The organism is Microvirga sp. 17 mud 1-3, from assembly GCF_003151255.1.
Classification (GTDB): domain Bacteria; phylum Pseudomonadota; class Alphaproteobacteria; order Rhizobiales; family Beijerinckiaceae; genus Microvirga.
The window spans coordinates 3,370,157-3,383,215 of record NZ_CP029481.1 but is presented as its reverse complement, the minus strand read 5'-3'; the positions used below and the strand labels follow the sequence as shown (position 1 = coordinate 3,383,215).

The 13,059-nt window shown below is 64.8% G+C and carries 11 protein-coding genes; 9 read left to right on the top strand and 2 right to left on the bottom strand.

Translation table 11 applies throughout. The features are described 5' to 3' along the window. Window positions 1-189: 189 nt before the first annotated feature. Window positions 190-2,949 carry an autotransporter domain-containing protein gene (locus C4E04_RS15920; RefSeq protein ID WP_162559426.1) on the bottom strand — a complete coding sequence of 920 codons (2,760 nt, stop codon included), beginning with the start codon at window positions 2,947-2,949 and terminating at the stop codon, window positions 190-192. Window positions 2,950-3,348: 399 nt separating this feature from the next. On the opposite strand from C4E04_RS15920, the gene C4E04_RS15915 reads away from it, so the two are divergent. The 9 genes from C4E04_RS15915 to C4E04_RS15875 all read left to right on the top strand — a co-directional run bounded on the left by C4E04_RS15915 (window position 3,349) and on the right by C4E04_RS15875 (window position 12,301). Continuing rightward, on the top strand, window positions 3,349-4,224 hold the full coding sequence (locus C4E04_RS15915) for a GGDEF domain-containing protein (RefSeq protein WP_109598911.1): 876 nt from the start codon (window positions 3,349-3,351) through the stop codon (window positions 4,222-4,224). Window positions 4,225-4,462: 238 nt separating this feature from the next. Then, complete coding sequence (locus tag C4E04_RS15910; RefSeq protein ID WP_109598909.1) at window positions 4,463-5,188, top strand: IclR family transcriptional regulator; 726 nt, start codon at window positions 4,463-4,465, stop codon at window positions 5,186-5,188. Between the two features lie 19 nt (window positions 5,189-5,207). Further along, the gene (locus tag C4E04_RS15905; RefSeq protein WP_109598907.1) at window positions 5,208-5,951 is read left to right on the top strand and encodes a glutamine ABC transporter substrate-binding protein; all 744 of its coding nucleotides are present in this window, start codon (window positions 5,208-5,210) and stop codon (window positions 5,949-5,951) included. 30 nt (window positions 5,952-5,981) lie between these two features. Further along, the gene (locus C4E04_RS15900) at window positions 5,982-6,650 is read left to right on the top strand and encodes an amino acid ABC transporter permease (protein ID WP_109598905.1); all 669 of its coding nucleotides are present in this window, start codon (window positions 5,982-5,984) and stop codon (window positions 6,648-6,650) included. Further along, window positions 6,647-7,411 carry an amino acid ABC transporter ATP-binding protein gene (locus C4E04_RS15895; protein ID WP_109598903.1) on the top strand — a complete coding sequence of 255 codons (765 nt, stop codon included), beginning with the start codon at window positions 6,647-6,649 and terminating at the stop codon, window positions 7,409-7,411. The genes C4E04_RS15900 and C4E04_RS15895 overlap by 4 nt, the downstream gene beginning before the upstream one ends. Window positions 7,412-7,417: 6 nt before the next feature. Then, window positions 7,418-8,392, top strand: a complete 975-nt coding sequence (gene hutG, locus C4E04_RS15890) for a formimidoylglutamase (protein ID WP_109598901.1) — start codon at window positions 7,418-7,420, stop codon at window positions 8,390-8,392. Between the two features lie 112 nt (window positions 8,393-8,504). Then, complete coding sequence (locus tag C4E04_RS15885) at window positions 8,505-9,431, top strand: LysR substrate-binding domain-containing protein (RefSeq protein WP_109601195.1); 927 nt, start codon at window positions 8,505-8,507, stop codon at window positions 9,429-9,431. Window positions 9,432-9,487: 56 nt separating this feature from the next. Further along, window positions 9,488-10,765 (top strand): 4-aminobutyrate--2-oxoglutarate transaminase, encoded by a 1,278-nt coding sequence (gabT, locus tag C4E04_RS15880; protein WP_109598899.1) that lies wholly within the window; start codon window positions 9,488-9,490, stop codon window positions 10,763-10,765. A gap of 48 nt (window positions 10,766-10,813) precedes the next feature. Then, window positions 10,814-12,301, top strand: coding sequence for an NAD-dependent succinate-semialdehyde dehydrogenase (locus C4E04_RS15875; protein ID WP_109598897.1), 1,488 nt, complete (start codon window positions 10,814-10,816; stop codon window positions 12,299-12,301). A gap of 62 nt (window positions 12,302-12,363) precedes the next feature. Here the strand turns inward: C4E04_RS15875 and C4E04_RS15870 are convergent, their stop codons facing one another. After that, window positions 12,364-12,990, bottom strand: coding sequence for a glutathione S-transferase family protein (locus C4E04_RS15870; RefSeq protein WP_109598895.1), 627 nt, complete (start codon window positions 12,988-12,990; stop codon window positions 12,364-12,366). Window positions 12,991-13,059: the final 69 nt, after the last annotated feature.

The following is a 13,059-nucleotide window of genomic DNA, read 5'->3' as shown; positions in this document are numbered from 1 at the left end:
GATAGGGCAGGGATGTGAGGGCCGAATGACGAAGGAGGTTTTCGTACGCGGTGATGTTTCCACGGAGTATCGGTCTACGGATGCGGCCGTCAACATCGCGGCATCACTGAAGGGCGCCGGCCCTTCCTTGAACGACGAAGGGCGCGCCACTGGCGCGCCCTCATCAGGCAAGAGATCGATGGGTCCGGCTCAATAGGTCCCGAACCTCCAGACGAAGTTGCCCTTGACGGTATGCTCCTGCGCCCGTGCGCCGATCTGCCCGGCATAGCTGACGCCCAAGCTGATCGCCTCCGAGGCCCGCCAGTCGAGACCCGCCTCGGCCACCAAGGCATCCCGGTCGACCGGCACGCCCGCCACCGTGAACGGCGAGGCTCCGCCCGCAAAGGCCAGCAGCGCCTCGGGCGCCACATCGCCATAGGCATGCCGCCAGCCGAGCAGGCCGCTCAGCGTCAGCGGCACCGTCTCGCTCAAGCGCGCCTCGGCCCTTAAGCCCACGGTCGTGGTGCCGAGATCATAGGTCCGCCCATACCCGGTCAGCGCGGCAGCCCCGCCCTGCTCCTGGAAACCGTCGGTCGACAGCCGCAGCACGGACGCGCCGACAAACGGCTCGAGCGCCAGCGCGCCGAAGCCGAGCCGGTAGCCGAGCTCGCCGAAGGCCTGCAGGGTCGAACCGTCATAGGAGGCTTTGACCGCATCGGCATAGCCCGGGAACGTGATGGTGCGGCTCAAGTCGATGTCGTGGCGGGCATAGGCCGCGCCGAGGCGCAGGGTGAGGGCGCCCCATTGGCCAGAGCCGTAGAGGGCACCGAAGATGCTCTCGTTCGAGCCGGACGAGAGGCGGGCATCGACATCGAACGAGGTGCGCAGATAGCCGCCGGCGAGGCCAAGGCGCCAGCCGTCCGTGACCTGGGCATCGGCACCGATCAGGAAGCCGCCGGTGGAGGTGTCGAGCGAAGCGGCATTGCGGTCGGAGCGGGTTTTGCCCCAGGCCCCGAAGCCTTCCCCCCACAGGGCATAGCGCGGGGCGATGGGAGCGGGCGTGACCGCGACCGGGGCCACGGCTTGGCCGGGCCGATCGGCCGCGAAGGCGGCGCCGTAGGCGCCTTGGGCGAGCAGCGGCAGGGACGTGAGCGGCTGGCGCAGGCGGGTGAGGAGGGTGGTCTGGATCAGCCCGGCCTGGGCATAGCCCGCCGTCACGGCCGAGCCGTGCGCCTCGCCCGAGAGGAGGTCGAAGGTGTCACGGATCTCCTGCGCGGTCGTGCCGGCGACGACCGATTGATAGATGGGGTTCGAGGGCTCGAGGGTCGCAATGGCGTCCGCGACCGCGTCGTCATTGGCATCCGCCGCAACCGTGTCGAAGGCTCGCTTGTTGCGCACGAACGAGACGCTGACCAGATCCGACTGGTAGGCCAGGGCGGGGTTGAGGAACAGAAGGTTCGAGTTCACCTGGGCGAAGCGGCCGTCGACGCCCTGGGCGGCCGTAAGCACGGTGTAGTTCTTGCTGGTGTCGATGGCCGTGGGTGTTCCGGCGAGAGCGAGCGTTCCGTCGAGGCGTGCGGTGCCGGTGACGGCGAGCCGGTCTGAACCGTACTCCGTCACACGGATTGCCAGGGTGCCGTCCGACAGCTGCCGGTAATTCCCCGCAATCGTGAGGGTGCCGAGGGCATTCGCTTGGCCGGGCGATACCATGCCGCCGGCATTGATCACTTCCCCTGAGGACGCAACCGTGCCGGTGCCGGAAAGGACGCCGCCCATGACAAAGAGGTTCTGAACGCCGAGCCGCCCATCGACCCGCAGGGCACCGCTGTCGATCTGAGTGTCGAGCAGGGTCGTGATCGTATGCTGCGCCGGAATGGCGAGCGTCGCCTGGGAATGAGCGATGGTGAGACTGTCGACGGTCGCGTCCATGTCGGCCGTGATGGTCGAGGCCGCCTTCAGGGAGACCTCATAGTAGCGACCGACCTCGCCGAACCCCGTGAAGCCGCCGTCCTGGTTATTGGGAACCTCGCTGCGACCCAGCGTATCGGTCCATGCGCTCGGGTTGCTCCAGGCGAAGCTTCCCACGTTGGATGAGGTCGTGCGGAGGGGATTGTTCTCGAGGATCCAGCCGTAATAATCCTGCACCGGCGTCCAGTAATCGATCGCGCCGTAGCCGTTTCCGCCGCCGATGACCGTGCCGATCTGGACAAGTCCGTTTTCCGTCACAAGGAAGAGCGGTCCGCCGCTGTCGCCGGGGCCGGGCTGCCCCTGAAGATCCGGGAGGGGGACGCCCTGGGCATCGAGCCCGAACCTGTCCGGGTTCGACGGCGAGCCGGGAACCCGGAACTGAGCCGCGATGGAGCGCGGATTGCCGGGCTGCGTCGGCTCATATCCGCCGATATTTGTGTAGGCGATGCGCCGCTTGTCGTCGTTGTTGATGTCCGGATCCGTGCCCGTGCCGGAGCGGCCATATCCGCTGATGAGGACGAGGGAGCCCTTCGCCGGAAGAGGATCGTTGGGGCCGATCAGTGTGACCGGAACGACGTTCTTGACGGGGCCACTCAGGGACAGGAGCGCAATGTCATGCAGTCCGTAACCCGATGGATCATAGCCGCGGTGGGCATAGGCACCGCTGACGGCGCGGTCGTTCGGTGTTGCGACACTTGCGTTGCTGCCGAAGCGGATCTGGTCGTTCAGGGCGGACGGGTCGTTTCTGATCGCGCCCGTATCCTCGTCCATGATGCAATGGGATGCCGTCAGGATCGTGCGGCTGTTGATGAGGGTGCCCGTGCACCACTCGCCACGGTCGGTGTAGAGCGCGACGACGTTCGGCAGCGTATTGCCGCGATCCCAGTAATTTGTGATTCCGCCTGCCGCCTGTTCGGCAGGATCGTTGAGATTGACCGCAAGGGCAGGCCAGGAGAGAGCAGTCGCCGAGACTGCCGTCAGGGCGAACAGGCCCTTGGCCATAGTTATATTCTTGCGTGCTTGACTTGTACGATGAACCATTCGTTCCCCCCTGGCGATTCCGGAACCGATGACCGCAGTGAAATCGCATGTCTCAAAATGGAATGAATTCCGCAAGGGAAGTTTTTGTAAATGAAAGAACAGTCGTGTGTTTCGACGAAAATTTATCGCTGGAGGTTAGGTAGTTTACAGGTTAATGGGCCACTTGATGTTGCCGGCTGAGGTCGAGTTGGGTGTCAGCGAGCTCCGTGGGCGGAGCGCTACAGAGAATCCCGCGCGGCGCAGAGGCCTCGACGTGCAGCGTCCCCATTCAAGACGTTTGTCTTGGAAGGGCCGTCGAATGTTCTACGGTGACATTCAAATCTGCGCTGCAGATTTCTATGGGTGGTGCAGATTAAGACAATGAGCCAGGATTTCGACCGCGTGAATGCGCCTCCCGAGGGGTACCGGTGGCTTCAGAGACAGGCTCGTCAGGATCTGTTCCTCCTTGCAACGGCCTTCCTCATCCTGCTCTGGGTCTCGTACGAATTCACGATCTTCGGCTTCATTGAGGGTCTCCCGTCCGAGAAGCGGATCGACTTTCACGAGACGGTCCTGCTCGGCGTCTTTCTGTGCGTAAGTCTCTGGATCTTCTCATGGCGACGATTGCAGGAGGTGCGCCGCGAGGTTGCCGAGAGAGCCAGGGCTGAGCAGCGGGCCGCCGAGGCCGAAATGAAGGCCCGGCTCGACTTCCTCACCGGATTGTCCAATCGCGCTGCATTCGACGCAGCGCTTGCGACCCTCGTGAACCCGGAAGAGGGGGCTGCGGAGGCGCGCGAGGTTGCGGCGATCCTGCTGCTCGACCTCAATCATTTTAAACAGGTCAACGATCACTTCGGGCATCCCATGGGAGATGCCGTCCTTCGAAACGTGGCGCGGCGCCTGCGTGCAGGCACGCGCCAGCGGGACGGTGTCTTCCGCCTGGGAGGCGACGAGTTCGCGATCATCGCATATGGGCTCGAAGCTTCGGAGCGCGGCGGAGCCTTCGCGGCTGCTCAGGAGATTGCCGAGAAGGTCATGAGCCTCGTGGACCAGCCGGTCTCGGTCGATCGTCAAACGGTCAATGTCGGGGTGTCCATCGGCATTTCTTTCCATCCTCAGTCGGGACGAACCGCGCAGGAGCTCGTGGAAAAGGCCGATGCGGCGCTTTATGCCGCCAAGGACGAAAGCCAAGCGAAAGGACGCTCGGCGTACAGGATCTGTCCGGAAAGTCCGTCCGCGCTCCTGCTCCGCGCCTGACCTTCCGCCATCGGCGCCATCTCTTTCCCATCAAAAGTCGCTGCAGCCCCGCATGCCGCGCTGCGCCATGCCGTGTCCGTTTCGTCGGGCCGGCTCTTGGTGCACGCATCCCCGCCCTCCCTGAAGTACGTAACTTCGTTTCCAATGCGGCACGAGGGCAACCGACGTTGGAAATTCATTGTTGAATTTCCCACGGCATGGAAATATGAATCTCACAGAATAAGAATTTGGAGCGAGGATGTCGGCAGTCGAGCGACTTCTGGACGTGCTGGAGGCGGTTGCGACCGCCCGCGAGCCGCTTTCGGCGAAGCGCGTCAGCGAGCTTGCGGACATTCCGCTTTCCAGCGCCTACCGGCACCTCACCCTGCTGAAGGAGCGGGACTTCATCGTGGATCTGGGGCGCGACATCGGCTACGGCCCGGGCCCCGTCTGCCTGAGAATGGCGCAGAACTTCGACCGGACTTCCCAGGTCCTTGCCGCCTCCCTGCCCGAGATGCAGAGGCTGTGTCTGATGACGCAGGAGAGCGTCGGCCTTATGAAGGCCCTGGGCACCGAGGTCTATTGCCTCGAGATGATCGAAAGCCCGCAATCCCTGCGCTGCTCGTTCAGCAAAGGGCGGTCTCAGCCCTTGAGCCGGGGCGCTTCCGCAAAGGCTCTCCTGGCCTTCCTGCCTCAGAGCGTCCGTGACGAGGTGCTGAACCGCCTGCTCGCGCAGGACGCCGCGGCTCGCTCCGCTCTCCTGAAGGATCTGGAAACGATCCAGCGGCGTGGCTACGCCGAAAGCGAGGGGGAGGTCGATGCCGGCGTCTGGGGTGCGAGCGTCCCGATCTTCTCACACGGCGAACGCCTCGAAGGCAGCATCAGCCTGATGGCGCCGAGCTCCCGTGTCGGCGAGCGGCGCGACGAGTTCATCCGGTTCACGCTCGCGGCCGCCAAGGCCATTTCGACCAATCTTCAAGTCTAAGCAAAGGAGAGGAAATCCCATGACATTGTTTCGTAAGCTTGCCCTCGGCGTGGCCGGGGCTCTGGCCTGCCTGAGCGTCGCTCAGGCCCAGACACCCGAAACCCTGCGGGTGGCGACGGACGCGACCTTCATGCCGTTCGAATTCCAGGAGAATGGAAAGCTGACCGGGTTCGATATCGAGCTCGTCGAGGCCGTGGCGCAGAAGATGGGCAAGAAGGTCGAGTGGACCTCCATCGACTTCAAGGGACTCATCCCCGGGCTTCTCGCCAAGCGCTTCGATATGGCCGTCTCGGCGATCTACATCACGGACGAGCGCAAGAAGGTCGTCGACTTCACGGATCCCTATTATCCCGGCGGCCTCGTGATGCTGGTGAAGAAGGACAACACCACGATCAACGGGCCTGAGGATCTCGCGGGCAAGAAGGTCTCCGTGCAGGTCGGCACCAAGTCCGTTGCCTATCTGCAGGAGAAGTTCCCGAAGGTGGAGCGCGTCGAGGTGGAGAAGAACCAGGAAATGTTCAGCCTGGTCGAGATCGGTCGGGTCGATGCGGCCGTGACCGGCAAGCCCGCCGCGAAGCTGTTCGCGAAGAGCCGTCCGACCGTGAAGGTCATCGACAAGCAGCTCACGGTCGAGGAGTACGGGATGGCCGTCCGCAAGGACCTGCCCGAACTGACCAAGGAGTTGAACGACGCCATCGCCAAGGTGAAGGCGGACGGAACCTACGACAAGCTCGTCCAGAAGTGGTTCGAGGCCGGTCAGTAACCCTTCCATCTCTCATCAGGCGGGTCCCGGATGACTCTTGACTTTACCCCCGTTTGGCTGGGTTGGGCCCAGCTCCTGCACGGCGCCATCGTCACCATCGAGGTGACGAGCGCATCGCTCCTGCTGGGCTCCGTGCTCGGCCTCCTCGTGGGCATTGCCCGGCTCGATCCGAGCAGGAGGCTGATCTATGGCCTTGCGACGGGTTACGTCACGTTCATCCGGGGCACGCCGCTCCTGGTGCAGCTGTTCCTGCTGTTCTTCGGCCTGCCCCAGTTCAACATCCTGCTGCCCGCCTTCCTGTGCGGTGTGCTCGGGCTCGGGATCTATTCGGGCGCCTATGTGTCGGAGATCGTCCGAGGCGCCATCCAGTCGATTGATCGCGGCCAGATGGAAGCCGCGCGTTCCATGGGCATGTCCTACAGACAGGCGATGCGCATCATCATCCTGCCGCAGGCGGTGGTGCGAATGATCCCGCCGCTCGGCAACGAGTTCATCGCGCTCATCAAGAATTCGGCGCTCGTGTCCCTCCTGACGATCGCGGACCTCATGCACGAGGGACAGAAGATCATCTCTGTCTCCTACCGGTCCCTGGAGGTCTATCTCGCAATCGCGTTCGTCTATCTCATCCTCACCAGCCTGACCGGCCTGCTTCTCCGCCATATCGAAACGCGGCTGCGCGCCGGGGGAGTCGTGCAATGAGCGGTCCCAAGCCCATCGTCGAGGTTGCCGGCATCGGCAAGAGCTTCGGCTCGCACCGGGTTCTCACGGACGTGTCCCTGTCGGTGCAGCCGTCCCAGGTCGTCGTGATCATCGGACCGTCCGGGTCGGGGAAGAGCACGCTTCTGCGCTGCTGCAACGCCCTCGAGGTGCCGCAGGAAGGATCGATCACGATCTGCGACACGAACCTCGTCAAGGAAGGACAGCTCATCCCGGACCGGGAGCTCAATGCCCTGCGCATGCAGGTCGGCATGGTCTTCCAGTCCTTCAATCTCTTTCCGCACCTGACGGTGCTCGAGAACGTCACCGTCGGGCCGCGCCAGATCCGCAGGATGCCGAAGGCGCAGGCCGAAACCCTGGCCCGGGACCTTCTCGCGAAAGTTGGGCTGGCCCAGAAGGCCGATGCCTATCCCTCCACCCTTTCGGGCGGGCAAAAACAGCGTGTGGCGATTGCGCGCGCGCTTGCCATGCAGCCCCGGGTCATGCTTTTCGACGAGCCGACCTCGGCGCTCGACCCCGAACTGGTGGGCGAGGTGCTGCAGGTGATGAAAGCGCTCGCCAAGGAAGGGATGACGATGATCGTGGTGACGCACGAGATGGGCTTCGCCCGCGAGGTTGCCGACGTGGTGATGGTCATGGATGCTGGCCGCATCATCGAAGCCGGCCCGCCGGACCAGGTCTTCGGCAATCCTCACAGCCCACGCACCCGCTCGTTCCTTCAGGCCGTCCTCACCCGGGGCTGAAATTCCATGTCCGTACAAGACGATATCCCCCACGTCGGCCTTCCGGGCGACCGGGGGGAGGATGGCTCTGTCTTTCGCGTCAAGGACGTAGTGCGCCCCCTCGATTCTGAAGCCAGCGCCGGAGCCGGAGCCGCGCTCCTGGGCTTCGCCAGCGATGAGGGCGTGCGCCGCAACTTTGGCCGCGTCGGTGCTGCGCGGGGTCCGGAGGTCATCCGTAGCTTTCTGGGGCGTCTGCCGGTGCATCGTCCGGTCGTGCTCTACGACGCCGGCGACGTCGCCTGCCGGGACGGCAACCTGACGGCCGCGCAGGAGCGCCTGGCCGGAAAGGCGTCTGCCTTGCTCGACCAGGGCCTGCGTCCCGTCATTCTCGGCGGGGGGCATGAGATTGCCTTTGGAAGCTTTCTTGGCCTGGCCGATCATTTGGGTGAAAGGTTCGCCGCCACCAGAGTGCTGGTGATCAATCTTGACGCCCATTTCGACCTGCGACAGGCGTCCGCGCCGAATTCCGGGACGCCGTTCCGCCAGATCGCCGAACTGTGCGAGGCGCGCGGCGGCGCCTTCAACTATCTCTGCATCGGAATCAGCGAGCTTTCGAACACGACGGCCCTGTTCGAGCGGGCGGACCGTCTCGGCGTCGAGTACTGGCTCGACGAGCAGATCCGCAAGACCGATCCTGCCACCTTGCGACGGGCCCTGGCGAACCGCCTGGAGGCGGTGGACAGGGTCTATCTGACGATCGATCTCGACACGCTTCCGGCGTCCGTGGCGCCGGGCGTATCGGCGCCCGCCGCCTGTGGCATCAGCCTCGAGGCGGTGGAGGACGTGATCGACGAGGTGCTGGCATCCGGCAAACTGGCCCTGGCTGACATTGCGGAGTTCAATCCGGATCTCGACCGGGACGACCACACGGCCCGTGTGGCGGCCCGCTTGGCCTATCGCCTGGCCTTCGGCTCCGGGCAGCGCCTCTCCGCACCGCTCTAGACTGCTGGTGCTTGGGGCCGGACAGGCCCGAGCCTCGCTCTGGCACGGCATGGGAATCTTGCCTATAAGAGGGGCCGTGCGGCCGGCCCTGTCCGGCGCGGGACCGTTCGAGATGACCCGGCTTCCATCCCTCAGCGCCTTGAGAGCCTTCGAGGCCGTCGGACGCACGAAAAGCGTGAGGGCGGCCGGGGACGAGCTTTCCGTCAGCCCGACCGTCGTTTCCCGCCACCTGCAGAATCTGCAGCTCGATCTGGGGGTGGATCTCGTCGAGCCGCGCGGGCGGGGGCTGTCGCTGACGCCTGCCGGTGAGGCCTTCCACGCGCAGGTCACCCAGGCATTCGATCTCCTTCGTCAGGCTGTTCGCGAAACCCGTCCGGTCCATCGCGACAGCCTCAATATCTGGTGCATGCCGGGCATTGCGAACCTGCGCCTCCTGCCGCGGCTGCCGGAATTGCAGGAAAAGCTGAAGGGTCTCGAAATCATCCTGCAGCCGACCCTGTCGCGGCCCGATTTCTCCCGCTCCGAGGCGGATGCCGAGATAGTCTACCTGAAGGAGCCGCCGCCGGAACGGGCCTTGCGCTCGGAGCTCATGGCGCGGCCGCGGGTATTTCCGGTGGCAAGCCCTGCATTCGTCGCCCGATATCCGGGTCTTGGAAAGCCGGAGGATCTCCTGGCTCTCCCGCTCGTGCATGAGGAATCGACCGAGCAATGGGAGGAATGGCTCCACAGTACCGGCATCGCGTCCGTGCCGCCCCTGCGGGGGCCGCGCCTCTGGCACGCGCATCTCGCGGTCGAAGCGGCACGCCTGGGCCAGGGCATCGCTCTGGCCAACAGGTTCCTGGTCGAGGAGGATCTGGCGGCCGGTCGCCTCGTCGAGGTCGTCCCCTCCGACGTCAGGCTGGGCGGGTACTATCTGGTGGTACCCGCCGGCCGGTGGCGGGACCCGGCCGTGGCGGTGCTTCGGGTCTGGGTGAAGGATATTCTGTCCGAGGGATCCGGGACCGATGCATTGAATGCATCGATGGCGACAAATAGCTGATTGTTCGTCGCTGCCTCCCGTCTAGCCTGCGTGCCGCCAACACACGGGGTCTTTCCATGACGACAAACGCCGAACTTCTGTCCCGCCGCAACGCCGCCGTCGTCCGCGGCATCGGCCACACGACGCCGCTCTCGGCCTCCAAGGCCCGCAATGCCGAATTGTGGGACGTGGAAGGAAACCGTTACGTGGATTTCGCCGGCGGCATTGCGGTGCTCAATACGGGGCACTGCCATCCCAAGATCCTCGCGGCCGTCCAGGAGCAGATGTCGCGCTTCACGCATACCTGCTTCCAGGTCGTCATGTACGAGCCCTACATCGCCCTCGCCGAGCGCCTCAACGCTCTCGCGCCCATTCAGGGGCCCGTGAAGACCGCGCTCTTCACGACGGGAGCTGAGGCGACCGAGAACGCCATCAAGATCGCCCGGGCGGCCACCGGCCGTTCCGGCGTCATCGCCTTTACGGGTGCGTTCCATGGCCGGACCATGCTGGCTTCCGCCATGACCGGAAAGGTCGTGCCCTACAAGAAAGGCCTTGGCCCCGCTCTGTCGGAAGTGTGGCACGTGCCGTTCCCGACGGACCAGAACGGCGTGACCGTCGAGGAATCCCTCAAGTATCTGGACTTCATCTTCAAGGCTGACGCCGATCCTTCACGGATCGCGGCCATCATCATCGAGCCCGTGCAGGGCGAGGGCGGCTTCCATCAGGCGCCGGATTCCTTGATGCGCGGCCTGCGCCGGGTCTGTGACGAACACGGCATCGTGCTCATTGCAGACGAGGTGCAGACCGGTTTCGGCCGCACCGGAAAGATGTTCGCGATGGAGCATTACGACGTCTCCCCGGACATCATCTGCGTCGCCAAGAGCCTGGCCGGCGGCTTCCCCCTTTCTGGCGTCATCGGCAAGGCGCCGATCATGGACGCTGCCGATCCGGGCGGCCTGGGGGGGACCTATGCGGGCAATCCGCTCGCCTGCGTGGCGGCCCTCGCCGTGCTCGATGTCTTCGAGGAGGAGAAGCTGCTCGAACGGGCCGAGGCCATCGGGAAGCGTCTGCACGCATCCCTGCGGCGGATGGAGGGACGGAACGATCTGCTCCCGATCTCCGACGTCCGCGGCCCTGGCGCCATGATCGCGTTCGACATCGTGAAGGATCGCAGCGGCCGGGAGCCGGATCCCGACGCAACCCGCCGCGTCATTCAGCGCGCGCACGAGAACGGATTGATCCTCCTTTCCTGCGGCACTCATGCGAACACCATCCGCATCCTGGTGCCCCTCACGGCCGAGGAGAACATCATCGACGAAGGGCTCAAGATCCTGGAAACCGCTCTCGCGGCCTGAGCCGAAACAGGACCTCGCTTCGTCAACTTCGCATCTTTGGAGTTTCCAATGACTGCTCATCACAAGCCCGCCGCGTCCCGGGTCTTGAACCTGAAGGATCCCGCTCTCCTGACGGACCTGGCCTATGTGGCAGGAGAGTGGGTCTCGTCACCGGAGGGGCGCACCATTCCGGTGATCGATCCCAGCGACGGCGCGCTCATCGCCAGTGTGCCCGACCTCGGGCGCGAGATTGCACGCCGGGCCATCGATGCCGCCCATGCGGCGCAGAAGGATTGGGCGGCCCGTCCGGCCAAGGAGCGCGCCGCCGTGCTCCGGCGCTGGTATGAGCTCATTCTCGCCCATGCGGATGATCTTGCCCTGATCCTGACCACCGAACAGGGCAAGCCGCTGGCCGAGGCCAAGGGCGAGGTAGTGTCCAACGCCGCCTATCTCGAATGGTTCGCCGAAGAAGCGAAGCGCATCTATGGCGACGTAATTCCCGCCGCCCGTCCCGATCAGCGGATCGTGGTGCTCAAACAGCCGGTCGGCGTCTGTGCGGCGATTACCCCCTGGAACTTCCCGAATGGCATGATCACCCGCAAGGTAGGACCGGCTTTGGCCGCCGGCTGCACCATGGTGCTCAAGCCGGCGGCGCAGACCCCGCTCTCCGCCCTCGCGCTAGCAGTGCTGGCGGAGCGGGCCGGCGTTCCGAAGGGAGCGTTCTCGGTCATAACGGGTGATGCTGAGCCGATCGGGCTGGAGTTCTGCCACAATCCCAAGGTGGCCAAGATCTCCTTCACGGGCTCGACCCGGGTCGGCCGTTGGCTGATGCGGGAGGCGGCGGACGGGATCAAGCGCCTGTCCCTGGAACTGGGCGGAAACGCTCCGTTCATCGTCTTCGACGATGCCGACCTGGACGCGGCCGTGGAAGGGGCGATGATCTCCAAGTTCCGCAATGCCGGCCAGACCTGCGTGTGCGCCAACCGGATCTATGTGCAGGAAAGCGTAGCCGAGGCCTTCGTCGAGAAGCTGGCCGCCAAGGCCGCAAGCCTCAAGCTCGGGCGTGGAACGGAACCGGGCGTCGCCATGGGGCCGCTGATCGACGAGCGGGCCGTGGCGAAGATGGAGGAGCACGTGGCGGATGCCCTGGAGCAGGGCGGGCGCCTGGTCATGGGCGGGCGCCGGGCGAGCCTGGGCGGAACCTTCTTCGAGCCGACGGTAATCACCGGCGTGACGCAGGCCATGAAAGTGGCCCGCGAGGAGACCTTTGCGCCCCTGGCGCCGATCATCACCTTCAAGGATGAGGCGCAGGTGATCGGAATGGCCAACGATACGGAATACGGGTTGGCGTCCTACATCTACGCCCGGGATCTGGCACGCGTCTGGCGCGTGGCCGAAGGGCTGGAAAGCGGCATGGTGGGCGTGAACACCGGTCTGCTTGCCAACGAGGCGGCGCCGTTCGGAGGCGTGAAGCAGTCGGGCCTTGGGCGCGAAGGCTCGAAATATGGAATCGAGGGCTTCCTCGAGACCAAGTACCTCTGCCTTTCGGGCATGTAAGAACGCCCGTTCTTTTTCGGCCGCTGCGGATCAAAGTTCGCAGCGGCCGATGCATGAATCCGTTACGAATTCCGCGCGATCACCCCGGCGACGACCGGGTTCGACTCCGCCGCCTCCGCGGCGGAAAGCAGCTTCGGGCAATGCGTCGCGAACCAGTCGCGGCCCGGCCTCCAGCGCGTCATGACCGCAACGTAGAGATCGAGTCCGGACATGGACCGGCCGAGCACGTGAGGCGCCGGCGAAATCAGGGATTCTACGAGCTGCCAGATCCGCATGCGCCGTGCATCGGTCTGCGCCCGCAGGACAGAGACGCCATTCTCGTCGAGGCCGAACTGCTTCGGATCATCCCCAAACGTGAAGGTGGGATAGAGCGCGCCGACCAGAACGACGAGCAGGTTGAGGAAGGCCGCGCGGGCCGGATCGTCCTGCCGTGGAGCAAGGCGCGCATGCGGGGCCGCGTCATGGATGTGCAGCACCATGGCAGCACTCTCGGTCATGACGGTCCCGTCCGGCAGGACCAACGTCGGCACCTGTCCCAGCGGATTGAGCGAAAGCAGCCGCTCCCTCCCGGGCCCCGGCTCCAGGTATGGAATGAGCGTGACCCGATGCGGCAATCCCGCCAGTTCCAGCGCCATCTCGATCATGGCCGAGCCGCAACCCTTGGAGGCGATGAGTTCATAATCCGGCATCTAGCGTCCCTTTGCAGACACGTATCGTTTCCTAAGAAGAGCGTGTCGGCTCGATAATTGCAATGAGCC